We start from the raw sequence: 21,414 nt of genomic DNA on the forward strand, positions 1-21,414 counted from the left end.
TAGAGCCTTCCGACAGCCCTTGTAGCACTCTTTCCCTTGAGCCGTCGGCGTGGCGACCTATGCTGAAGAGTCCCGCCGGAGGTTCGCTGCAGCGTGCCGGGCCTCCCCATCCCGCTCATAAGGAGAACTCCATGAAGCTCACGTTGCCTTGCCTGGGCCTTGCCGGCCTGCTGCTCGCCGCCTCCACCGCCGCGCTGGCGGCCGGCATGCCGCGTACCCCGGCGCCCGAGGGGGCCAAGGTGTATTTCATCGAACCGAAGGACGGCGCCACCGTCGGCCAGACCTTCACCGTCAAGTTCGGCCTGGAAGGCATGGGCGTGGCCCCGGCCGGCGTCGACTCGCCCAGCACCGGGCACCACCACCTGCTGGTGGACCTCAAGGAGCAGCCGGCCATGGACATGCCGCTGCCGATGACCGACAACATCCGCCACTTCGGCAAGGGCCAGACGGAAACCAGGATCACCCTGCCGCCGGGCAAGCACACCCTGCAGCTGCTGCTGGGCGACAAGAACCACGTGCCCTTCGAGCCGAACGTGGAATCCAAGCAGATCACCGTCAACGTGAAGTGATGGTTGGGTCTCGGGCCGGCGAGATCGGGCTGATATGCCTGTAGGAGCGGATTCATCCGCGATGCTCTTGAGCGGCGGATAACCTCTCGCGGACGGAGTCCGGCGATACACCACGTAGGATGGGTCGAGCGAAGCGATACCCATCACCGTCCCGCATGGGTTTCGCAAGCTCAACCCATCCTACGAAAAGCGCCTTGGCATAGCCTGTAAGGCCATTGCTCCTGCCGCAGAAACGAAAAAAGGAGGCCGAAGCCTCCTTTTTTCTTGCCGCCGAGCGGTCCTTAGAACAGGACGCGGCTGCGGATGGTGCCGTTGACGTGCTGCAGCTTCTCCAGCGCCAGGTCCGAGTACTCGGCGTCGACGTCGATCACCACGTAGCCGACCTTCTCGTTGGTCTGCAGGTACTGGCCGGAGATGTTGATGCCGTTGTCGGCGAACACCTTGTTGATCTCGCTCATCACGCCCGGGATGTTGGCGTGGATGTGCAGCAGGCGGTGCTTGCCCGGGTGCGACGGCAGGGCGACTTCGGGGAAGTTGACCGAGGACACCGAGGTGCCGTTGTCGCTGTACTTGACCAGCTTCTCGGCCACTTCCAGGCCGATGTTGGCCTGGGCCTCGGCGGTGGAGCCGCCGATGTGCGGGGTCAGGATCACGCGGTCCAGGCCACGCAGCGGGCTTTCGAACTCTTCGTCGTTGGACTTGGGCTCGACCGGGAACACGTCGATGGCGGCGCCGATCAGGTGCTCGTCCTTGATGGCGTTGGCCAGGTGGTCCAGCTCGACCACGGTGCCGCGGGCGGCGTTGATCAGGATGCCGCCCTTCTTCATGGCGCGGATTTCCTTCTCGCCGATCATCCACTGGGTGGACGGCAGCTCCGGCACGTGCAGCGAGACGATGTCGCACAGGCCCAGCAGCTCGTGCAGCGAGCCGATCTGCTGCGCGTTGCCCAGCGGCAGCTTGGTCACCACGTCGTAGAAGAACACCTGCATGCCCAGGGCTTCGGCCAGGACCGAGAGCTGGGTGCCGATGGAGCCGTAGCCGACGATGCCCAGCTTCTTGCCGCGGATCTCGAAGGAGTTGGCCGCCGACTTGATCCAGCCGCCGCGGTGGCAGGAGGCGTTCTTCTCCGGGATGCCGCGCAGCAGCAGGATGGCTTCGGCCAGCACCAGCTCGGCCACCGAGCGGGTGTTGGAGTAGGGCGCGTTGAACACCGCGATGCCGCGTTCGCGGGCGGCGTTCAGGTTGACCTGGTTGGTGCCGATGCAGAAGCAGCCCACCGCGATCAGCTTCTTGGCGCAGTCGAAGACTTCCTCGGTGAGCTGGGTGCGGGAGCGAATGCCGATGAAGTGGGCGTCGGCGATCTTTTCCTTCAGCTCGTCGCCGGACAGCGCGGTCTTGAGGTACTCGATGTTGGTGTAGCCGGCAGCCTTGAGGGTATCAACGGCATTCTGGTGCACGCCTTCCAGGAGAAGGAATTTGATCTTGCTCTTGTCGAGAGAAGTCTTGCTCATCTGCTTGAACCTGTAGTCCCGGGATAATGGCTAGAAAATGAACAGCTCTGGCCGAACCGGCCGGTGCCGCAGCTCGGCGCCAGGTGGCGAACTGCGTGGGGTGCGTATGCTAGCATGTTCTCCCTTTTCCTTGTCCGGTTGCGACCTGAGCTGTTCTCAGGACGACCATGAACCATTTGAGAGTTCCCTCGATGACCCGCGAAGCCCTGATCGAATCGCTCAAGCCCCTGCTGGAGCCCGGCAAGCTGCTGACCGATGCCGATTCCCTGGATGCCTATGGCAAGGACTGGACCAAGCACTTCGCCCCGGCGCCGCTGGCCATCGCCTTCCCCAAGAGCATCGAGCAGGTGCAGGCCGTGGTGCGCTGGGCCAACGAGCACAAGGTCGGCCTGGTGCCTTCGGGCGGGCGTACCGGGCTCTCCGCCGCCGCCGTCGCCGCCAACGGCGAGGTGGTGGTGTCGTTCGACTACATGAACAGGATCCTCGACTTCAACGCCTTCGACCGCACCGTGGTGTGCCAGCCGGGCGTGGTGACCAAGCAACTGCAACTGTTCGCCGAGGAGCAGGGCCTGTACTACCCGGTGGACTTCGCTTCCTCCGGCTCCAGCCAGATCGGCGGCAACATCGGCACCAATGCCGGCGGGATCAAGGTGATTCGCTACGGCATGACGCGCAACTGGGTGGCCGGCATGAAGGTGGTCACCGGCAAGGGCGACCTGCTGGAGCTGAACAAGGACCTGATCAAGAACGCCACCGGCTACGACCTGCGCCAGCTGTTCATCGGCGCCGAAGGCACCCTGGGCTTCGTGGTCGAGGCCACCATGCGCCTGGAGCGCACGCCGAAGAACCTTACCGCGATGGTCCTCGGCACCCCCGACTTCGACTCGATCATGCCGGTGCTGCACGCCTTCCAGAGCAAGCTCGACCTGACCGCCTTCGAATTCTTCTCCGACAAGGCCCTGGCCAAGGTCCTGGCCCGCGGCGACGTGCCGCCGGCGTTCGAGACCGACTGCCCGTTCTATGCCCTGCTGGAGTTCGAGGCCAGCACCGAGGAAGTGGCCAACGAGGCCCTGGCCACCTTCGAGCACTGCGTCGAGCAGGGCTGGGTGCTGGACGGCGTGATGAGCCAGAGCGAGCAGCAGCTGCAGAACCTGTGGAAGCTGCGCGAGTACATCTCCGAGACCATCTCGCACTGGACGCCGTACAAGAACGACATCTCGGTCACTGTCAGCAAGGTCCCGGCCTTCCTCAAGGACATCGACGCCATCGTCGAAGCCAACTACCCGGACTTCGAAGTGGTCTGGTTCGGCCACATCGGCGACGGCAACCTGCACCTGAACATCTTGAAGCCCGAGAACCTGTCCAAGGACGAGTTCTTCGCCAAGTGCGCCACCGTCAACAAGTGGGTGTTCGAGACCGTGCAGAAGTACAACGGCTCCATCTCCGCCGAGCACGGCGTGGGCATGACCAAGCGCGACTACCTGGGTTACTCTCGCTCCGAAGCCGAGATCGGCTACATGAAGGCAGTCAAGGCGGTGTTCGATCCCAACGGGATCATGAACCCCGGCAAGATCTTCGCCGAGTAAGCCAGTCATCCCAGAAGGGCCGGTTCACCGGCCCTTCTCATGTTCGGGGCCGACGGAACGGCCGGCAGCGCCCGCGGGAGGCGGGCACCGCGCAGCGCCACGAGCGCCGCGGGGCATCCCATTCATCCGTCCAGGAGTCGGTCATGAGTTACCAGCATCAGTACGTCGACGGCACCCGCATCCACTTCCCGCTGGGCAAGGTGGTCTGCGTCGGGCGCAACTACGCCGAGCACGCCAGGGAGCTGAACAACCCGGTGCCCACCGAGCCGCTGCTGTTCATCAAGCCCGGTTCCTGCACCGTGCCGGCCGAGGGCGGCTTCGCCATTCCCGAGGGCCGTGGCGACGTGCACTACGAAGCGGAGATCGCCGTGCTGATCGGCAAGCCGCTGTCGCGCACGCCCAGCCGCGAGGAAGTGCTGGACGCCATTTCCGGCTACGCCCCGGCGCTGGACCTGACCCTGCGCGACGTGCAGGCCAAGCTCAAGGAAAAGGGCCTGCCCTGGGAACTGGCCAAGTCCTTCGACGGCGCCTTCGTGCTGGCGCCCTTCGTCAGCGCCGACCGCTTCCCCGATCCGACCGACATCGGCATCCGCCTGAGCATCGACGGCGAAGTGCGCCAGGACGGCAACAGCCGCGACATGCTCAACCCGATCGTGCCGCTGATCCAGCACATCGCCGGGCACTTCTCGCTGCAGCCGGGCGATGTGGTCTCCACCGGTACGCCGGTGGGCGTGGGCCCGCTCAAGCGCGGCAGCGAGCTGGTGCTGGAACTTCCCGGCGCCAGCCGGTTCGAAAGCCGCGTCCTCTGAGCCGTACCCCGCCAAAGGCCGCCATTCGTGCGGCCTTTGCGTTCTGCGGGGCGTTCCCACCCAGACAACAAGAACTCCCCGATGACCCAGGTCCGATCCTCTCGTCTTCTGCGCTGGCTGCTGCTGGCCTTGCTCTTCGCCGCCGTGGTGCTGGTGGTCCTGACCAAGCTGTTCCACTGGGACGACCGCGCCCGCCTGTGGTGGCAGGAAGAGAACACCAGCGAGCAGGCGCGCGCCGACAGCGTCTGGCTGCCCGGCTACCGCGCGGTGATCCAGGGCAAGCCGCTCAAGGGCGGGCTGGAAGGCCAGGAGACCTCGGACCTGGCCTACAACCCGGTGACCCGCACGCTGTTCACCGTGACCGGCAAGAAGCCGCTGCTCGGCGAGCTGTCGCTGGACGGCGAGGTGCTGCGGGTGATCCCGCTGCTGGGCCTGGAGAACCCCGAAGGCGTGGCGGTGCTGCCCAACGGCAACGTCGCGGTGACCGACGAGCGGCAGAACTCCCTGACCATCTTCCACCTCGACCCGCAGACCCACGAGCTGAGCACCGCCAAGCTGGCCAGCTTCGACCTGGGCAACCTCGGCGAAAAGAGCAACAAGGGCTTCGAGGGCATCGCCTGGGACCCGGCGCAGAAACGCCTGCTGCTGGGCCGCGAGCGCGACCCCATGACCCTCTTCAGCTGGACCAGCGACGGCAGCCCGGGGCTGACCGGCAGCATGCGGCCGCTGCCCAGCGAGCAGCTGTACATGCGCAACGTCTCGGCGCTCAGCGTCGACCCGCGCACCGGCCATACCCTGGTGCTGTCGGCGGAGTCGCACCTGCTGCTGGAGCTGGACGAGAAAGGCGAGCCGGTCAGCTTCATCAGCCTGCTCGGCGGGCTCAACGGCCTGCACGACAAGATCCCGCGCGCCGAGGGCGTGGCCATCGACGAGCAGGGCACCATCTACATGGTCAGCGAACCGGAGCTGTTCTACGTGTTCCGCAAGCTCAAGGACGACGACAAGGGCGGTTAAGCCTGGATTAAGGGCGGATTCAGGCTGGTTTCATTCTGTTTGGCTACTCTGGTTTCAACGAAAACAGCCAGGAGGCTACTTCATGAAATCCATCCGTCTTCCCCTGATCGCCGCCATCGCCCTGTTCTCCGGCGCCACCTTCGCCGCCGGCTACACCGGCCCGGGCAGCGACGCCGCCAAACCCGCGGCGACCGGCCCGGTGAACACCGTGAAAGCCGCCCAGACCGCTGCCGACGACGCCCCGGCCGTGCTGGAAGGCGTGATCACCAAGCGCCTGCACGGCGAGCACTACGAGTTCAAGGACGCCACCGGCAGCATGCAGGTGGAGATCGACCACGAGGACTGGCCGCAGGGCGTGGATGTTTCCGACAAGACCAAGGTGCGCCTGACCGGCGAGGTCGACCATGACCGCAAGGGCGTGGAGATCGATGTGGATCGGGTGGACGTCCTGCAGTAACGAGATGCATATGAAAAGGCCGCGCCGGGAGTGATCCTGGCGCGGCTTTTTTGTGTCTGGCTTTTCGTAGGAGCGAGCTTGCTCGCGAACGGTGCTTGCTCGGGACTTTGGGTGTTGGGCTGTAGAGCGCCCTCTCCCTAACCCTCGGCTGCGCGCCCCGCCCTGAAGGGAGAGGGGACCGTTGGGCAGGGTTGGGTGTTCTGGAGTCAGCCGGCAGCGCCGTTGGTTTCCGACTGGAACCATTCCCTCTCTCGGCACGGACAAGCCCCCTCTCCCTTCAGGGAGAGGGCTGGGGAGAGGGAGCGGAGTCAACCCCGTGCGCCAGAGCCACCGGGAGGCGCGGTTCGCGAGCAAGCTCGCTCCTACAGGGAATGGCGCTCAACCAACGCTCTCAAACCCCTGCAACACATTCACCGCATTGATCCCGATCTCCTCCACCGCATACCCCCCCTCCATGACGAACAACGTCGGCAGCCCCAACTTGCCGATAGCCTCCCCCATACGCAGGTAATCCGGCGAGTCCAGCTTGAACTGCGAAATCGGATCTTCCTTGAAGGTATCCACCCCCAGCGAAACCACCAGCACATCCGGCCCATACGCCGCGATCTGCCGGATCGCCGCCTGCAGCGCCAGGCTCCATACCGACCAGTCGCTGCCCGAGGCCAGCGGGTAGTTGAAGTTGAAGCCTTCGCCCACGCCACGGCCCTTTTCGTCGGCGTAGCCGAGGAAGTAGGGGTATTCGAAGCGCGGGTCGCCGTGGATCGAGGTGAAGAGCACGTCGGCGCGGTCGTAGAAGATGTCCTGGGTGCCGTTGCCGTGGTGGTAGTCCACGTCGAGGATGGCCACCCGCGCCGCGCCCTGGTCGAGGATGGCCTGGGTGGCGATGGCGGCGTTGTTGAAGAAGCAGTAGCCGCCCATGTAGTCGGCCGAGGCGTGGTGGCCCGGCGGGCGGCACAGGCTGAACACCGAGCGGGCGCCCTTGGCCAGTTCGGCCTGGCCGGTCAGGGCCACGTTCGCCGAGCTGGTGATGGCCTGCCAGGTGCCGGCGGTGATCGGCGCGCCGGCGTCGAAGCTGTAGTAGCCCAGGCGCCCGTCGATGCTGTCGGGCTCCTTCTGCAGCAGGCGGCGGGTCGGCCAGGCGATGGGCAGCATGTCGTGGGTTCTGCCAGTGGCCAGCCAGTCGCGCCAGGCGTGCTGGAGGAAGTTGACGAAACCCTCGGTGTGGATGCGCCGGATCGGCTCCAGGCCGAAGTCGCGCGGGGCCTGGATCTCGCCCAGGCCCACCGCCTTGACGCGGTCCAGGACCATGTCGGCGCGGCTGGGCTTCTCGAAGCAGGGGGTGAACTGGCCGCCGATCAGCTCATGCTGGCCGTGGTGCAAGCGATGGTCGTCGGTGTAGATCGTCAACATCATGCACTCCTGGGGGCGCCCGGCGGCGCCCGGTGGGTCCGTGGGGTATCAGGCGTTTTCCTCGAAATTCACGCTCGGCGCCTTGCGGCGGAAGCCGCCGGTGTGCAGCGCCAGGTAGACGAAGCCGACGGCGAACCAGCTCAGGCCAACGATCAGCGTCAGCTGCGACAGGCTGGTCCACAGCCAGAGGGTCAGGCACAGGCCGATGAAGGGCACCAGGCCGTAGCGCAGCAGGTCGGCCGGCGCACGGCGGCCTTCGACGCCCAGGTAGGTGCGGATCACCGCCAGGTTGACCACCGAGAAGGCCACCAGGGCGCCGAAGCTGATCATCGAGGCCAGGGTGGTCAGGTCCAGCACCAGGGCCAGCAGGGAGATGGCCGAGACCACCAGGATCGCCACCACCGGAGTCTGGAAGCGCGCGTGCAGGGTGCCGAACAGGCTGCGCGGGAGGATGCCGTCGCGGCCCATGGTGAAGAGGATGCGTGATACCGAGGCCTGGGAGGCCAGCGCCGAGCCGATGCAACCGGCGATGTAGGCAGCGGTGAAGAAGTTGCCGAGGAACTGGCCGCCGGCCTTGAGCATCACCTCGTTGGCCGCCGAGTCGGCGTTCTCGAACACGCTGCCGGGGAACACCAGCTGGCTGATGATCGCCAGCAGGGTGAACATCAGGCCGGCCAGCACCGTGGTGATGATGATCGCCCGCGGGATGTCGCGGCGCGCGTCACGGGTTTCCTCGGCCATGGTGGAGACCGCGTCGAAGCCCAGGAACGACAGGCACAGCACCGCGGCGCCGGCCATCAGCGGGGCGAAGCCGGGCTTGCTGCCGTCGCCGACGAAGGGCGCGGCCAGGTCCAGGGCCGGGGCGCCGGCCAGGCTCTTCAGTGACATGCCGACGAACACCACGATGAACACCAGTTGGGCGCCGACGATGGCGTTGCTCATGCCGGCCACCTGGCTGATGCCCACCACGTTGAGCACGGTGACCAGGGCGATGGAGGCGACCACGAAGACCCAGGCGGGAATCTCCGGGAAGGCGATGTTCATGAACAGGCCGATGAGCAGGTAGTTGATCATCGGCAGGAACAGGTAGTCGAGCAGCAGCGACCAGCCGGAGAGGAAGCCCACCGCCGGGCCGAAGCTCAGGCTGGTGTAGGAATAGGCGGAGCCGGCGATCGGGTACTTGCGCACCATGAAGCTGTAGGAGGCGGCGGTGAACAGCATCGCCAGCAGGGTGATCAGGTAGGCGCTGGCGGTGCGCCCGCCGGTCATCTCGGTGACCACGCCGTAGGTGGTGAACATGGTCAGCGGGACCATGTAGACCAGGCCGAAGAAGACCAGGGCGGGCAGCCCCAGGATGCGTTTGAGGCGGGCGTCCGCCTGGGCTTGGGGGGCGTTGCCGGTGCTGGCGCTCATGCGTGCGCCTTGTTCGATGGCCATCGATGTTTCCTCGCGAATTCTTGTCGTTGTTGCGCTGGCGCGGGGCGCCGCTGGCGGCCGCGCGGAGGGAGCGGGGCGGTCAGCCGCAGCGCTGCCGGCGGGCGTAACGGGCGAGGAAGGGGTGGGCGCGGTGACGGCCGCGAACCGGGGTGGAGCAAGGGCTGGTCATGAGCGTTCTCGGGGCATTGTTCTTGTGGATGCTCGCTGGCGGCGCTCCCTGGATACCGGCGCGGCGCGTGCCGCGCCGGTGATCGCGGCCCTGGCGGCCATTCCCTGGGCGAGTACCCGGACTTTAGGCCCCCGCGCCGCCCCGCAGAACCCTGTAAAGGGTCAAAAAGGGATCGAAGTGGCCAAATTGACTGTCAGGCCCGGCGGCGGGCGCTCGTCCCGCCGCCGGACCGGGCGGTCATTTCTTCAGCTTGGTCCAGACCTTGGCGCGCAACGACAGGGACTTCGGCGAGCACAGCTGGAAGGGCTTCAGGCGGTCGATCTTGTCTTCGGGAGTGTTGATCGCCGGGTCGTCGAACAGCTCCTTGTCCATGAACTTCTCGGAACCGGTGATGGCGTTGTTGTACTTGGCGAAGTTGGAGGCGGCGGCGATGTTCTCCGGCTGCATCATCCAGTTGAGGAAGACGTGGGCTTCCTTGATGTTGGTGGCGTCCTTGGGAATGGCCAGGTTATCGATGAACAGGCGCACGCCTTCCTTCGGATAGACGTAGACCAGGCTGGCGCGCTGGGCGTGGGCGCGGTGGTAGGCGCCGTTCCACTGCTGGTGCATGTACACCTCGCCGGCGGCCATGCGCTCGATGGTGCCGTCGCTGTTGTACATGGCCAGCAGCGGCTTCTGCTTGAGCAGCAGGTCGAGGACCTTCTCGGCCTGTTTCGGGTCCTCGGTGCATTCGTCGACGCCGAGGTAGTAGGTGGCCGGGGCCCACAGCTCCTCGATGGAGTTGAGCGCCACCACCTTGCCCTTGAACGCCTCCGGCGGCTCGAAGAACGGCTTCCAGCTCTCGTCGAACTTGCCGCCCGGAGCCTTGGCGCTGTCGTAGCTGTAGCCGGTGCTGCCCCACAGGTAGGGCACGGTATAGTCGTGGCCGGGGTCGTAGCTGAGCGTCTTGAACTTGTCCTTGAGGTTGGCCAGGTTCGGCAGCTGCGACTTGTCCAGCTTCTGCAGCAGGCCTTCCTTGACGAAGATCTCGATGAAGCTGTCCGAGGGCACCACCACGTCGTAGGCGCCGCCGCCGGCCTTGAGCTTGGCCAGCAGGGTCTCGTTGCTGTCGTAGGAGTCGAGGGTGGCGTGGATGCCGGTGTCCTTCTCGAACTTCTTCAGCAACTCCGGCGGGAAGTAGTCCGACCAGTTGGCGAAGTGCAGGGTGCCGTCGGCGTGGGCCTGGCCGGCCAGGGTCAGGCCCGCCAGGGCGGCGGCCCTGAGGGCCAGGGGAAGGCGGCGGATGGTCATCGGTGAAGCTCCTGTGCGAATGGTTTTTATCGGGAGGCAGTCAACGCCGGCGCTGGCCGACGTAGTACGACAACGCAACGAACGCGATGGAAATAAGCAGGATGATCGACGAGATCGCGTTGATCTTCGGCGATATCCCCATTCTTATGGAACTGAAGATGTACACCGGCAGGGTGGTGGCGCCGGCACCGGCGACGAAGTAGGTGATGACGAAGTCGTCCATCGAGATGATGAACGCCAGCATCGCCCCGGAGAGGATGCCGGGCATCAGCAGCGGGCAGGTCACCTTCCAGAAGGCCTTCCACGGCGAGGCGTAGAGGTCCGCCGCGGCTTCGGCCAGGCGCGGGTCCATGCCCTCCAGGCGGGCGCGGATCGGCAGGTAGGCGAAGGGGATGCAGAACACCACGTGGGCGATGAGGATGGTGAACAGCGACAGCTTCAGGCCGATGAAGGCGAAGAACATCAGCGTGGCCACCGCCACTACTATCTCCGGCACCAGCAGCGGCAGGCCGAGCACGCCGTTCATCAGGCTCTGCCCGCGGAAGGCGCGGCCGCGCATGCCCAGCGCCGCCAGGGTGGCCAGCAGGGTGGCGAAGACCGTGGCCAGGCTGGCCACTATCAGCGAGTTCTTCGCCGCGCGGACGATCTCCGGGTCGTTGGCCACCACCGCGTACCACTTGAAGCTGAAGCTTTCCCAGAGCGTTGCCGACTGGCCGCTGTTGAAGCTCAGCACCACCAGCACCAGGATCGGCACGTAGAGGAAGGCGAAGAACAGCCAGGCGGCCGGGCGCACGCCGGCGAAGCGCCACAGCGGATTCAGCGAATTCATGGGTGACCTCCGGCGGCGCCCTGCCTGAAGCGCATGCTATAGACCAGCATGGCGGCGAGGACGAAGGCGAGCAGGGCGAAGGACAGTGCCGCGCCGAACGGCCAGTTGTGCGCCGTGCCGAACTGCAGCTGGATCAGGTTGCCGATCATCAGCGACTTACCGCCGCCGAGCAGCTCGGGAATGATGTAGTTGCCCAGCGAGGGGATGAACACCAGGATGCAGCCGGCGACGATGCCGGGCATCGCCAGCGGGATGATGATCCGCCTGAGCGCCTTCCAGCGGTTGGCGCCGAGGTCGAAGGCGGCTTCCACCAGGCGCCAGTCCATCTTCTCCAGGCTGGTGTAGATGGGCAGCACCATGAATGGCAGGTAGGTGTAGAGCAGGCCGATGATCACCGCGTTGTCGGTGTACAGCAGGCCGATGGCGGCATCGCTGAAGCCCAGCTTGTGCAGGCCCTCGTCGATCAGCCCGCCGTTGCGCAGCAGCAGGATCCAGGCGTAAACGCGCACCAGCAGGTTGGTCCAGAACGGCACCGTGACCAGGAACAGCAGCATGTTGCGCCGGCGCTCGTCCTGCAGCGCCAGGTACAGCGCGGTGGGGAAGCCGATCAGCAGGCAGCCGGCGGTGGTCAGGATGGACAGCCAGAAGGAGCGCTGGAAGATGCCCAGGTAGTCGGTGTTGAACACCAGGGTGTCGTCCAGGTCGCGCTCCCAGAGGAAGTTGATGTATGCCTCCAGGGTGTGCTGGCCCCATTTCACGCCGCCGTAGTCGCCGGGCGCCTGGACGGACACGGCGAACATGATGCCCAGCGGCAGCACCAGGAACACCAGCAGCACCAGCATGGCCGGGGTGGTCAGCGCCAGCCGGGCGCGCAGGCTCTTGCGCTCGGCTTGCAGGCGCAGCGTGCTCATTCGGCCAGCACCCGGATGGCGTCGCCGGGTACCCGCACGCGCACCCGCGCGCCGGGCTCGTGGGCGCCCACCGCGCCCTGGCGGTTCTGCTGGCGCACGCGGAAGCCGGGGGTGCCGGCGACCTTCAGGTGGTAGACGGTGTCGGTGCCGACGTAGACCACGTTCTCCACCACGCCTTCCAGCTCGCCGTCCTGGGCCAGCTCGGTGCGTTCCGGGCGGATCGCCAGGGTCACCTTGCCCGGCAGCGTGGTGGCGGCGGCCAGGCGCTGGCCGTCGGCGAGGACCACGCCGTCGCCGTTGGCCTCGGCCTCGAGGAAGTTGGTCTCGCCGATGAAGTCGGCCACCCAGCGGTTGGCCGGGGCGTCGTAGATTTCGGTGGGGGTGCCGATCTGCAGGATCTGGCCCTTGTTCATCACCGCGATGCGGTCGGACATGGTCAGGGCTTCTTCCTGGTCGTGGGTGACGAAGATGAAGGTGATGCCGGTCTCGTGCTGCAGGCGCTTGAGTTCGATCTGCATTTCCTTGCGCAGCTTCAGGTCCAGCGCCGAGAGCGATTCGTCCAGCAGCAGCACCTTGGGCCGGCTGGCCAGCGCGCGGGCCAGGGCGATGCGCTGCTGCTGGCCGCCGGAGAGCTGGTCGGCGCGGCGCGAGCCGACGTCGGGCAGGCGCACCAGTTCGAGCATGGCCTTCACCGTGGCTTCGGTCTCGGCCTTGGGCTTGCCCTGCATTTCCAGGCCGAAGGCGATGTTCTGCGCCACGGTCATGTGCGGGAACAGCGCATAGCTCTGGAACACGGTGTTGACCGGGCGGCGGAAGGGCGGGAGGCCCTGCATGGGCTCGCCGTAGAGGCGGATGCTGCCGGAGGTGGGTTGTTCGAAGCCGGCGATGAGCCGCAGGAGGGTGGTCTTGCCGCAGCCCGAGGGGCCGAGGAGGGTGAAGAATTCGTTGGCGCGGATGTCCAGGGACACGTCGTCCAGGGCCTTGAGGCCTTGGCCGGGGGTACCGAATTCCATGCCGATTCGCTCGATGGCAATCGCGCTGGTCATGCTTCAATACCATGCAGTTAAGCAGTTGTTATTGTTTGCGGTTTTACGGCTCTGGCGGCCGCTTCACCTAGCTGCGGCTTGATAATGGCCCTCCTTTTCGCAGCGGCAGAACGATAGAACAGGCCAATAAGGGATAAATCAGGCCAAGTTGAGGGGCCGTTTTCGCCAGCCTGGCCGGCTCTTCGCAGGAGCGGGCTTGCTCGCGATAGCCGGAGGTTCCGGCGCGTTTCGCGGATGGGATCCGCTCCTACGATGCGCCCATCGTCGACCCCTCCTGTAGCGGGCCCTGCCCGCGATTTCGCGCGCAGGGCGCGCTCCTACAAGGAGCGCGGGTGTTGAGGATGGTGTAGGAGCGGATCTCATCCGCGATCCGGCCGCCAGGCCGGCTCGGCCTCAACCGCGATACAGGCTCGGGCTCGCTCCGCTCCAGCGCTGGAAGGCATGGCGGAAGCTGGCGGTCTCGCTGTAGCCGAGCCGTTCGGCGATCAGGTAGATGGGCAGGTCGGTGTCCTTGAGCAGTTGCCGGGCCTTGTCGTAGCGCACTTCGTCCAGCACCTGCTGGTAGCTGGTGTTGTGCTGCTGCAGGTGCCGGCGCAGGGTGCGGCTGGAGCGGTGCAGGTGGCGCGCCACCTCGTCCAGGCCGCGGGCTTCCTGCAGGTGGTTGGCGAGGTGGCGGCGGATCAGTTCGAGGATGTCGTCGCGCCCGCTCATGGCCGCGCTCAGGCGCTGGCATTGCTGCAGGCCGTTGTGGCAGCTGACCGGGTCGGCCAGCGGCAGGGCGCGGTCGAGCAGCGCCGGGCCCAGGCACAGGGCGCTGGTGGCGGCGCCGAACTCCACCGGGCAGCCCAGGCGTTCGCTGTAGGTGCCGGCATGCAGCGGCGGGCGGTAGGCCAGCAGCAGGCGCCGCGGGCGCACCGATTCGCCGAGCAGGTCGCGCACCACGGTGAGCAGCGAGGTCAGGCACAGCTCGGTGTTGAACACCGTCAGCTCCGGCGCGTAGCGGTAGCCCTCGGCACTCAGCCAGACCTCGTCGCCGTGGTCCTGCAGGGCCAGGCGGAAGTAGGTGCCGAGCAGGTCGGGATGGGCCAGGGCCAGTTGCAGGGCGTCGCGCAGGGTGCGGCTGGCCAGCATGCTGTAGCCGAGCATGCCGTAGGCCGAAACGTGCATGCGCAGGCCCAGGTAGAGGCCCAAAGCCGGGTCCTGGTAGCAGCTCAGTGCATTGGCGAATACCCGCAGTTCCTGGGCGTGGCTGACGAATTTCTCCGGCGTCAGCAGGTCCGCCTCGGCGATGCCGCTGCCCTCCAGCAGCCGGCCGCGGGGGATGCCGGCCTGGCTCAGCACCTCGGTGGCCAGCACCACGGTGTGCAGGGTGGTCAGGGTACGCTGCTCGGGAAGCTGGACGGCGCTCATCGGAACTCCTTGCGGGGGCGGCGAGAACACGGGATTACGCTAGCCTGACTTTAGCCTTGAGGAATTTTCCTGCACGGGGATTAAGCCTGGCTTCAGCGGCCTTGTGCTATTACGGCGTGCCCCCATCGACATGGACCTGCGATGTTCCGTTTCCTCACCTTGCGCCGCTGCCTGGCGGCGCTGCTGATCCTTCTCCTGCTCGCCCTGGCCTGGCTCGGCCAGCAGTTCCGCGTCTACGAACGCGCCTGGTTCGCCGTGCGCGAATGGCACCATGCGGAAAACTGGCGCGAACGCTCGATCTGGCTGCCCGACTACCGCGTCGAGATCGAGGCGCAGCCCATCGAGGGCCTGGACGACGACGTCTCGGCGCTGACCTACGATCCCGAGCGGCGCAGCCTGTTCACCGTCACCAACCAGCCGGCGCAGATCGTCGAGCTGTCCCTGGACGGCAAGGTGCTGCGCAAGATCACCCTGCACGATTTCGGCGACACCGAGGCCATCGAATACATCGGCCCCGGCCTCTACGTGCTCAGCGACGAGCGCCGCCAGCGCCTGTTCAAGGTGCGCCTGGACGACGGCACCCGCGAGCTGGACGCCGAACAGGCGCAACAGCTGTCCCTGGGCCTGGGGCCGATGGGCAACAAGGGCTTCGAGGGGCTGGCCTACGACTCGGTCGGCCAGCGCCTGTTCGTCGCCAAGGAGCGCGACCCGGTGCGCATCTACGAGGTCCACGGCTTCCCCCACACCCAGCCCGACAAGCCTTTCGCCGTGCACGTGCTGGACGACCTCAAGCGCGACCGCCGGCTGTTCGTCCGCGACCTTTCCAGCCTGCAGTACGACGAGGGCAGCGGCCACCTGCTGGCGCTGTCGGACGAGTCGCGCCTGGTGCTGGAACTGGACGTCGATGGCGAGCCCATCAGCAGCCTGTCGCTGCTGCGCGGCATGCAGGGGCTCAAGCGCAGCGTGCCGCAGGCCGAGGGCCTGGCCATGGACGAGGCGGGCACGCTGTACCTGGTCAGCGAGCCCAACCTGTTCTACGTGTTCCGCAAGGCGCCGGGCGTGGAGTCGGAGTAACAAAAGGCTTACATTGTCGCCCCACCTGTTGTCCCGCCCCTGGAGCGACCTTGAACATCATCCGCGAAGCCCTGATCAACCGACGCCTGAACAAGGCGCTGAGCGAACATGGCTGCCGCCTGGCCGGCGGGATCAAGTCGCTGCGCGACGGCGCGCGCCTGACCCTGGAGCCGGGGGTGAAGCTGGGCAAGGCGAAGATCTACTCGCGCGAGCTGGAGATAGGCGCGCACACCGATGCCGTCAGCGGCTGCGAGTTCCTCGACGTGGCGCGGATCGGCCGCTACTGCTCGATCGCCACCGGCGTGGTGATCGGCCAGGGCCGCCATTCGCACCCGATGGACTGGCTGACCACCCACAACTTCCCGTCCAACCCCAGGCTGATCGGCCGCCCGATCGTCCGCGACGAGCCCCGGCGCCCCTCTTCCATCGGCCATGACGTGTGGATCGGCCGCGACGTGCTGATCCTCGACGGCCTGACGGTGGGGACGGGGGCGGTGATAGGCGCGCAATCCCTGGTCAACAAGGACGTGCCGCCCTACGCGATCGTGGCCGGGACGCCGGCGCGGGTGATCCGCTACCGCTTCCCGCCGGAAGTGATCGAGCGCCTGCTGGCCAGCGGCTGGTGGGAGCTGCCGCTGGAAGTGCTGGGGGAGTTGCCGCTGGACGATCCCGAAGCCTGCCTGGCGCAGCTGGAGCGCCAGGCGCCGCCCGCCGCGCCACGGCCGCGGCGCCTGCGGATCGACTCCAAGCCCTGGGGCGTGGCGCTGCTGGCCGACTGAGGCGGCTCAGCTGTCGTCGCTGATCCCGGCGTCCGGCGCGTAGCGCTTCACCGAGGCGACGCCGTTCTCGGCGTTGGCCTGGCTGGCGTACATCTGGCTCTGCCCGACCACCTGGCCATTGCTGGCCTTGAGCACGAAGTAGTGCTTGCCGTTGCTCGCTTCCTTCAACTCGAAGGCGCCGTCGCGCTGCGAGTTCTTGCGCACCGACTCGATGCCTTCGATGGCCGAGGTCTTGGCCCGGTACAGCTCGCTGCTGAGCACGACCTCGCCGTTGCTGGCGTGCAGGGTGAAATGGAACTGGCCGTCGCTGGCCTTCTTCAGATGGTATTTTGCGGACATGGCGGCCTCCGGCGCGTTGCGCGAACAGCCTAAGCCTAGTCGTTGCCGGGCGCCCGTCCATGGGCGCGAATAGGTCAGGCCTTGAGCGTCTTCACGCCCTCGGCGGTGCCGAGCAGCAGCAGGTCGGCCGGGCGCGCGGCGAACAGGCCCACGGTGACCACGCCGACGATGTTGTTGATCTTCTCTTCCAGGGCCACCGGGCTGTCGATGCGCAGGTTGTGCACGTCGAGGATGATGTTGCCGTTGTCGGTCAGCACGCCGTCGCGGTAGACCGGGTCGCCGCCCAGCTTGACCAGTTGGCGGGCCACGTGGCTGCGGGCCATGGGGATGACCTCCACCGGCAGCGGGAAGGCGCCGAGCAGGGGCACCAGCTTGCTCTGGTCGGCGATGCAGACGAACTGCTTGGCCACGGCTGCGACTATCTTCTCGCGGGTCAGCGCGGCGCCGCCGCCCTTGATCAGCTCCAGGCGCTCGTTGCTCTCGTCGGCGCCGTCGACGTAGAACTCCAGCTCGCTGACGCTGTTCAGGTCGTAGACCGGGATGCCGTGGCCCTTCAGGCGCTGGGCGGTGGCCTCGGAGCTGGCCACGGCGCCGTCGAACTCGGCCTTGTGCCTGGCCAGCAGGTCGATGAAGAAGTTGGCGGTGGAGCCGGTGCCGACGCCGACGATGCTCTTGCTGTCGAGGTACGGGAGGATGTGGTCGACGGCGGCCTGGGCCACGGCCTGCTTGAGCTGGTCCTGGTTCATCTGGGGGTTCCGGCAAAGGGGGGCTTGGGGCGCGAATTATAGCGGGGCCGCCGGGCGAATGTGGATTCGCCGCTCCCGGCGGCGGCCGACTGGAGTAGACTGCCGGCTTTATGCCCCGTCCCTGCGAAGCCCGCCCCGATGCTCGAACAGTACGTCAAGAAGATCCTCACCTCGCGCGTCTACGACGTCGCCGAGGAAACGCCCCTGCAACCGGCCCGCCGCCTCTCCGAGCGCCTGGACAACCAGGTGCTGCTCAAGCGCGAGGACCTGCAGCCGGTGTTCTCCTTCAAGATCCGCGGCGCCTACAACAAGCTGGCGCAGCTGAGCCGCGAGGAACTGGCGCGCGGCGTGGTCACCGCCTCGGCCGGCAACCACGCCCAGGGCGTGGCCCTGGCGGCGAAGGAACTGGGGGTGAAGGCGACCATCGTCATGCCGCGCACCACGCCCGAGCTGAAGGTCCAGGGCGTGCGCGCCCGCGGCGGCAAGGCGGTGCTGCACGGCGACGCCTTCCCCGAGGCGCTGGCGTATTCGCTGAAGCTGGTGGAAGACAAGGGCTACGTCTACATCCACCCCTACGACGACCCGGACGTGATCGCAGGGCAAGGCACCGTGGCCATGGAGATCCTCCGCCAGCACCCGGGCCGCCTGGACGCCATCTTCGTGCCGGTGGGCGGCGGCGGGCTGATCGCCGGCATCGCCGCCTACGTGAAGTACCTACGCCCGGAGGTGAAGGTCATCGGCGTCGAGCCGGACGACTCCAACTGCCTGCAGGCCGCCATGGCCGCCGGCGAGCGCGTGGTGCTGAGCCAGGTCGGGCTGTTCGCCGACGGCGTGGCGGTGGCGCAGATCGGCCAGCACACCTTCGACATCTGCAAGCGGTACGTGGATGAGGTCATCACCGTCAGCACCGACGAAATCTGCGCGGCGATCAAGGACATCTACGACGACACCCGCTCCATCACCGAGCCCGCCGGCGCCCTGGCGGTGGCCGGGATCAAGAAGTACGTCGAGCGCGACAACGCCCGCGGGCAGACCCTGGTGGCCATCGACTCCGGCGCCAACATCAACTTCGACCGCCTGCGCCACGTGGCCGAGCGCGCCGAGCTGGGCGAGAAGCGCGAAGCCATCATCGCCGTGACCATCCCCGAGCGCCCGGGCAGCTTCAAGGCCTTCTGCGAGGCCATCGGCAAGCGCCAGATCACCGAGTTCAACTACCGCTACAACACCGACAGCGAAGCGCACATCTTCGTCGGCGTGCAGACCCACCCGGACAGCGACCCGCGCGCGGTGCTGGTCGAGCAGCTGCGGGAGCAGGGCTTCCCGGTGCTGGACCTGACCGACAACGAGCTGGCCAAGCTGCACATCCGCCACATGGTCGGCGGCCATTCGCCGCGGGTCAGCGACGAGCAGGTGTTCCGCTTCGAGTTCCCCGAGCGCCCCGGCGCGCTGTTCAACTTCCTCAACAAGCTCGGCGGGCGCTGGAACATCACCATGTTCCACTACCGCAACCACGGCGCCGCCGACGGCCGCGTGGTCGCCGGCCTGCAGGTGCCGGAGGAGGAGCGCCACCTGGTGGCGCAGGCGCTGGAAGAGATCGGCTACCCATACTGGGACGAGAGCGACAACCCGGCGTACAAGCTGTTCCTGGGTTGACGCCACGGTCGGCGGGGAACGCCGGGGCAGCGCCCGCTGTCCCAGTTCGACCCGCCGGCCGGCAGCGCTGCTAGGCTGAGGGAACAGCCACGAATCGCGACAGGGACCGCCCGCATGGAAATCTACCAGAGCCTCAAGATCCTCCACGGCGTCGCCGTGGCCGTGCCGCTGCTGGCCATCGCCGGCCTCGCCTGGTACGGCTGGCGCAGCTGGCGCGGCGGGGATGCCGGCGTGCTGGCCAGGGCGCTGCTGCGCATCGGCCTGGCGGCCTGGGTGCTGGTGGCCGGCAGCGTCGTCAGCCTGCCGCTGACCGGCTGGCAGATGGTCCACCGCGCCGGCTTCCCGCTGGGGCAGACCTGGCTGCTGGCCAGCGCCTGCCTGCTGATCCTGGTGGCGATCTTCTGGCTGCTGTTCACCAGCCGCCTGTGGCGCATCCGCGCCCTGGCGGTGAGCGCCCGCGACAGCGGCGAGCCGCTGGCCGAGCGCGTGGTGCGCGAGCTGCGCTTCGGCGCGGCGTTCTTCGCCCTGGCCCTGCTCAGCTGGCTGGCGATACTGGCGCTGATGCTGGCCAAGCCACTGTGAATCCGATGGCGATGGAGCGCCGATGAGTCCCTACCTGCTGCTCAAGACCCTGCACATCCTGACCGCCACCCTGCTGTTCGGCACCGGCCTGGGCTCGGCCTACTACGCCTGGCGGGCCTGGCGCAGCGGGCAGTTGCAGGTCATCGCCACGACCTTCCGCCACCTGGTCAGCGCCGACTGGCTGTTCATCGCCACCAGCGCCGTGTTCCAGCCGCTCAGCGGCCTGGGCCTGGCGTACTGGGCCGGCTGGCCGCTGGCCCAGGGCTGGCTGCTGTGGAGCCTGGGGCTGTATGTGTTCGCCGGGCTCTGCTGGTTGCCGGTGGTGTGGCTGCAGATTCGCGTGCGCGACCTGGCCGAGGCGGCGACGGCGGCGGGAACCGCTTTGCCGCCGCGGGCCTTCTTCTATATGCGCTGGTGGTTCGCCCTGGGCTGGCCGGCGTTCCTGGCCTTCCTGGCGATCTTCTGGCTGATGGTCAACAAGCCGCTGTGAGGCGCCTCAGTCGCGCAGGCTGAGCACCGGCCAGCCGCGCTCCTGGGCGGTGGCGCGCAGGACTTCGTCCGGGTCGACCGCCACCGGGTGGGCCACCACTTCCAGCAGCGGCAGGTCGTTGCGCGAGTCGCTGTAGAAGTAGCTGCCGTCCAGGCTCATGCCGGTTTCCTGCAGCCAGCGTTGCAGGCGGGTCACCTTGCCGCCCTGGAAGCAGGGCACGTCGAAGGTGCGGCCGGTGTAGAGGCCGTCGCGCATCTCGCACTCGGTGGCGATCAGCGTTTCCACGCCCAGGCGCTCGGCGATGGGGCCGGTGACGAAGCGGTTGGTGGCGGTGATGATCACCAGGCGGTCGCCGGCGGCGCGGTGCTCGGCCAGCAGGGCTTCGCCGCGGGGCAGGATGATCGGCTCGATGACCTCCTGCATGAACTGGCGATGCCAGGTGGCCAGCTGCTCCAGGCTGTTGCGGCCGAGGATCGCCTGGGTGAAGGCCTGGTAGGCGAACACGTCCAGGGTGCCGGCCTGGTAGTCGGCATAGAAGGCATCGTTGCGCGCCTGGTACTCGCCGGCGTCGACCAGGCCGCGCTGGCACAGCCATTCGCCCCAGCTGTGGTCGCTGTCGCCGGCCAGCAGAGTGTTGTCGAGGTCGAAAAGGGCCAGACGCGCCATGGTTCACCATTAATTGCGAAAGCGGAAAAGTCGCCTAGAGTAACGGCTTTTGCCGGCCCTGCCCATGCGCGCCAAGCCTCGCGTTGCCGCTGTCACAGGCTTTGTGGAACAATGCGGGCACACGCGTTTTCGAGGATGTACCGCCGTGATCGATCCCGATGGTTTTCGCCCCAATGTCGGCATCATCCTCTCCAACGAGGCCGGTCAGGTTCTGTGGGCTCGGCGCATCAACCAGGAGGCCTGGCAGTTCCCGCAGGGCGGCATCAACGCCCGGGAAACTCCTGAAGAGGCGCTGTTCCGCGAGTTGAACGAGGAAGTCGGCCTGGAGGAGCAGGATGTGCGCATTCTCGCCTGCACCCGCGGCTGGTTGCGCTATCGTCTGCCGCAGCGTCTGGTGCGCACCAACAGCCAGCCGCTGTGCATCGGCCAGAAACAGAAGTGGTTCCTGCTGCGCCTGACCGGCGACGAGAACCGGGTACGCATGGATGTGACCGGCAAGCCGGAATTCGATGGCTGGCGCTGGGTGAGTTACTGGTACCCTCTGGGGCAGGTGGTGACCTTCAAGCGCGAGGTCTACCGGCGCGCCCTGAAGGAACTGGCGCCGCGCCTTCTGGCGCGGGACTGAAGAGGAGATAAG

The 21,414-nt window shown here is 67.0% G+C and carries 22 protein-coding genes; 11 read left to right on the forward strand and 11 right to left on the reverse strand.

The genetic code is table 11. From position 1 onward, the window contains the following. Positions 1-131 precede the first annotated feature (131 nt). Positions 132-569 (forward strand): DUF4399 domain-containing protein, encoded by a 438-nt coding sequence (locus tag PM1_RS00720; RefSeq protein ID WP_009613963.1) that lies wholly within the window; start codon positions 132-134, stop codon positions 567-569. A 281-nt stretch (positions 570-850) separates the two neighbouring features. Here the strand turns inward: PM1_RS00720 and serA are convergent, their stop codons facing one another. After that, a complete protein-coding gene (gene serA / locus PM1_RS00725; protein WP_009613962.1) occupies positions 851-2,080 on the reverse strand; it encodes a phosphoglycerate dehydrogenase in 1,230 nt (409 codons plus the stop codon). Positions 2,081-2,271: 191 nt separating this feature from the next. Between serA and PM1_RS00730 the strand changes: the two genes are divergently transcribed. From PM1_RS00730 to PM1_RS00745, 4 genes are all read left to right on the forward strand, one after another. Then, positions 2,272-3,666: an FAD-binding oxidoreductase gene (locus tag PM1_RS00730; protein ID WP_024128084.1), complete on the forward strand. Its 1,395-nt coding sequence runs from the start codon at positions 2,272-2,274 to the stop codon at positions 3,664-3,666. A 143-nt stretch (positions 3,667-3,809) separates the two neighbouring features. Next, positions 3,810-4,475 carry a fumarylacetoacetate hydrolase family protein gene (locus PM1_RS00735; protein WP_009613958.1) on the forward strand — a complete coding sequence of 222 codons (666 nt, stop codon included), beginning with the start codon at positions 3,810-3,812 and terminating at the stop codon, positions 4,473-4,475. Between the two features lie 81 nt (positions 4,476-4,556). Further along, on the forward strand, positions 4,557-5,489 hold the full coding sequence (locus tag PM1_RS00740; protein WP_009613956.1) for an SdiA-regulated domain-containing protein: 933 nt from the start codon (positions 4,557-4,559) through the stop codon (positions 5,487-5,489). 82 nt (positions 5,490-5,571) lie between these two features. Beyond that, complete coding sequence (locus PM1_RS00745) at positions 5,572-5,946, forward strand: NirD/YgiW/YdeI family stress tolerance protein (protein WP_009613954.1); 375 nt, start codon at positions 5,572-5,574, stop codon at positions 5,944-5,946. 378 nt (positions 5,947-6,324) lie between these two features. Here PM1_RS00745 and PM1_RS00750 read toward each other — a convergent pair whose 3' ends face one another. The 7 genes from PM1_RS00750 to PM1_RS00780 form a co-directional block, all read right to left on the reverse strand. After that, on the reverse strand, positions 6,325-7,356 hold the full coding sequence (locus PM1_RS00750; RefSeq protein WP_009613953.1) for a histone deacetylase family protein: 1,032 nt from the start codon (positions 7,354-7,356) through the stop codon (positions 6,325-6,327). A gap of 48 nt (positions 7,357-7,404) precedes the next feature. Continuing rightward, the gene (locus PM1_RS00755; RefSeq protein WP_051878658.1) at positions 7,405-8,769 is read right to left on the reverse strand and encodes an APC family permease; all 1,365 of its coding nucleotides are present in this window, start codon (positions 8,767-8,769) and stop codon (positions 7,405-7,407) included. A gap of 430 nt (positions 8,770-9,199) precedes the next feature. Further along, positions 9,200-10,252: an ABC transporter substrate-binding protein gene (locus PM1_RS00760; RefSeq protein WP_009613949.1), complete on the reverse strand. Its 1,053-nt coding sequence runs from the start codon at positions 10,250-10,252 to the stop codon at positions 9,200-9,202. Between the two features lie 40 nt (positions 10,253-10,292). After that, entirely contained in the window at positions 10,293-11,081 is a 789-nt protein-coding gene (locus PM1_RS00765; protein WP_009613945.1) for an ABC transporter permease, read from the reverse strand. Beyond that, on the reverse strand, positions 11,078-11,992 hold the full coding sequence (locus PM1_RS00770; RefSeq protein ID WP_009613944.1) for an ABC transporter permease: 915 nt from the start codon (positions 11,990-11,992) through the stop codon (positions 11,078-11,080). Before PM1_RS00770 ends, PM1_RS00765 begins: the two co-directional genes overlap by 4 nt. Beyond that, positions 11,989-13,038 carry an ABC transporter ATP-binding protein gene (locus PM1_RS00775; protein ID WP_009613943.1) on the reverse strand — a complete coding sequence of 350 codons (1,050 nt, stop codon included), beginning with the start codon at positions 13,036-13,038 and terminating at the stop codon, positions 11,989-11,991. Before PM1_RS00775 ends, PM1_RS00770 begins: the two co-directional genes overlap by 4 nt. A 393-nt stretch (positions 13,039-13,431) precedes the next feature. Then, positions 13,432-14,448, reverse strand: coding sequence for an AraC family transcriptional regulator (locus tag PM1_RS00780; RefSeq protein ID WP_009613942.1), 1,017 nt, complete (start codon positions 14,446-14,448; stop codon positions 13,432-13,434). Between the two features lie 141 nt (positions 14,449-14,589). On the opposite strand from PM1_RS00780, the gene PM1_RS00785 reads away from it, so the two are divergent. Then, on the forward strand, positions 14,590-15,522 hold the full coding sequence (locus PM1_RS00785; RefSeq protein WP_009613941.1) for an SdiA-regulated domain-containing protein: 933 nt from the start codon (positions 14,590-14,592) through the stop codon (positions 15,520-15,522). 50 nt (positions 15,523-15,572) lie between these two features. Further along, positions 15,573-16,301, forward strand: a complete 729-nt coding sequence (locus tag PM1_RS00790; protein WP_009613940.1) for a CatB-related O-acetyltransferase — start codon at positions 15,573-15,575, stop codon at positions 16,299-16,301. Positions 16,302-16,307: 6 nt separating this feature from the next. Here PM1_RS00790 and PM1_RS00795 read toward each other — a convergent pair whose 3' ends face one another. Together PM1_RS00795 and rpiA are read right to left on the reverse strand one after the other, a co-directional pair. Then, positions 16,308-16,640: a YegP family protein gene (locus PM1_RS00795; RefSeq protein ID WP_009613938.1), complete on the reverse strand. Its 333-nt coding sequence runs from the start codon at positions 16,638-16,640 to the stop codon at positions 16,308-16,310. Between the two features lie 74 nt (positions 16,641-16,714). Continuing rightward, on the reverse strand, positions 16,715-17,386 hold the full coding sequence (gene rpiA / locus PM1_RS00800) for a ribose-5-phosphate isomerase RpiA (RefSeq protein WP_009613936.1): 672 nt from the start codon (positions 17,384-17,386) through the stop codon (positions 16,715-16,717). A gap of 99 nt (positions 17,387-17,485) precedes the next feature. Here rpiA and ilvA point away from each other — a divergent pair, with 99 nt between their 5' ends. From ilvA to PM1_RS00815, 3 genes are all read left to right on the forward strand, one after another. After that, a complete protein-coding gene (gene ilvA, locus PM1_RS00805) occupies positions 17,486-19,039 on the forward strand; it encodes a threonine ammonia-lyase, biosynthetic (RefSeq protein ID WP_256665658.1) in 1,554 nt (517 codons plus the stop codon). Positions 19,040-19,153: 114 nt separating this feature from the next. Next, complete coding sequence (locus PM1_RS00810; RefSeq protein WP_009613933.1) at positions 19,154-19,621, forward strand: DUF2269 domain-containing protein; 468 nt, start codon at positions 19,154-19,156, stop codon at positions 19,619-19,621. Between the two features lie 22 nt (positions 19,622-19,643). Continuing rightward, positions 19,644-20,111, forward strand: coding sequence for a DUF2269 family protein (locus tag PM1_RS00815; protein WP_009613931.1), 468 nt, complete (start codon positions 19,644-19,646; stop codon positions 20,109-20,111). Between the two features lie 6 nt (positions 20,112-20,117). Here PM1_RS00815 and PM1_RS00820 read toward each other — a convergent pair whose 3' ends face one another. After that, positions 20,118-20,777, reverse strand: coding sequence for a histidinol-phosphatase (locus PM1_RS00820; RefSeq protein WP_009613929.1), 660 nt, complete (start codon positions 20,775-20,777; stop codon positions 20,118-20,120). 145 nt (positions 20,778-20,922) lie between these two features. On the opposite strand from PM1_RS00820, the gene PM1_RS00825 reads away from it, so the two are divergent. Beyond that, positions 20,923-21,402 (forward strand): RNA pyrophosphohydrolase, encoded by a 480-nt coding sequence (locus PM1_RS00825; RefSeq protein WP_009613927.1) that lies wholly within the window; start codon positions 20,923-20,925, stop codon positions 21,400-21,402. Positions 21,403-21,414 lie beyond the last annotated feature (12 nt).

The organism is Pseudomonas sp. M1 (assembly GCF_022760135.1).
Classification (GTDB): Bacteria; Pseudomonadota; Gammaproteobacteria; order Pseudomonadales; family Pseudomonadaceae; genus Pseudomonas; species Pseudomonas citronellolis.

Bases quoted from the DNA above. Each gene is read 5' to 3' on its own strand.
- PM1_RS00720 (WP_009613963.1), top strand. From the start codon at position 132: ATGAAGCTCACGTTGCCTTGCCTGGGCCTTGCCGGCCTGCTGCTCGCC.
- serA (WP_009613962.1), bottom strand. From the start codon at position 2,080: ATGAGCAAGACTTCTCTCGACAAGAGCAAGATCAAATTCCTTCTCCTG.
- PM1_RS00730 (WP_024128084.1), top strand. From the start codon at position 2,272: ATGACCCGCGAAGCCCTGATCGAATCGCTCAAGCCCCTGCTGGAGCCC.
- PM1_RS00735 (WP_009613958.1), top strand. From the start codon at position 3,810: ATGAGTTACCAGCATCAGTACGTCGACGGCACCCGCATCCACTTCCCG.
- PM1_RS00740 (WP_009613956.1), top strand. From the start codon at position 4,557: ATGACCCAGGTCCGATCCTCTCGTCTTCTGCGCTGGCTGCTGCTGGCC.
- PM1_RS00745 (WP_009613954.1), top strand. From the start codon at position 5,572: ATGAAATCCATCCGTCTTCCCCTGATCGCCGCCATCGCCCTGTTCTCC.
- PM1_RS00750 (WP_009613953.1), bottom strand. From the start codon at position 7,356: ATGTTGACGATCTACACCGACGACCATCGCTTGCACCACGGCCAGCAT.
- PM1_RS00755 (WP_051878658.1), bottom strand. From the start codon at position 8,769: ATGAGCGCCAGCACCGGCAACGCCCCCCAAGCCCAGGCGGACGCCCGC.
- PM1_RS00760 (WP_009613949.1), bottom strand. From the start codon at position 10,252: ATGACCATCCGCCGCCTTCCCCTGGCCCTCAGGGCCGCCGCCCTGGCG.
- PM1_RS00765 (WP_009613945.1), bottom strand. From the start codon at position 11,081: ATGAATTCGCTGAATCCGCTGTGGCGCTTCGCCGGCGTGCGCCCGGCC.
- PM1_RS00770 (WP_009613944.1), bottom strand. From the start codon at position 11,992: ATGAGCACGCTGCGCCTGCAAGCCGAGCGCAAGAGCCTGCGCGCCCGG.
- PM1_RS00775 (WP_009613943.1), bottom strand. From the start codon at position 13,038: ATGACCAGCGCGATTGCCATCGAGCGAATCGGCATGGAATTCGGTACC.
- PM1_RS00780 (WP_009613942.1), bottom strand. From the start codon at position 14,448: ATGAGCGCCGTCCAGCTTCCCGAGCAGCGTACCCTGACCACCCTGCAC.
- PM1_RS00785 (WP_009613941.1), top strand. From the start codon at position 14,590: ATGTTCCGTTTCCTCACCTTGCGCCGCTGCCTGGCGGCGCTGCTGATC.
- PM1_RS00795 (WP_009613938.1), bottom strand. From the start codon at position 16,640: ATGTCCGCAAAATACCATCTGAAGAAGGCCAGCGACGGCCAGTTCCAT.
- rpiA (WP_009613936.1), bottom strand. From the start codon at position 17,386: ATGAACCAGGACCAGCTCAAGCAGGCCGTGGCCCAGGCCGCCGTCGAC.
- PM1_RS00810 (WP_009613933.1), top strand. From the start codon at position 19,154: ATGGAAATCTACCAGAGCCTCAAGATCCTCCACGGCGTCGCCGTGGCC.
- PM1_RS00815 (WP_009613931.1), top strand. From the start codon at position 19,644: ATGAGTCCCTACCTGCTGCTCAAGACCCTGCACATCCTGACCGCCACC.
- PM1_RS00820 (WP_009613929.1), bottom strand. From the start codon at position 20,777: ATGGCGCGTCTGGCCCTTTTCGACCTCGACAACACTCTGCTGGCCGGC.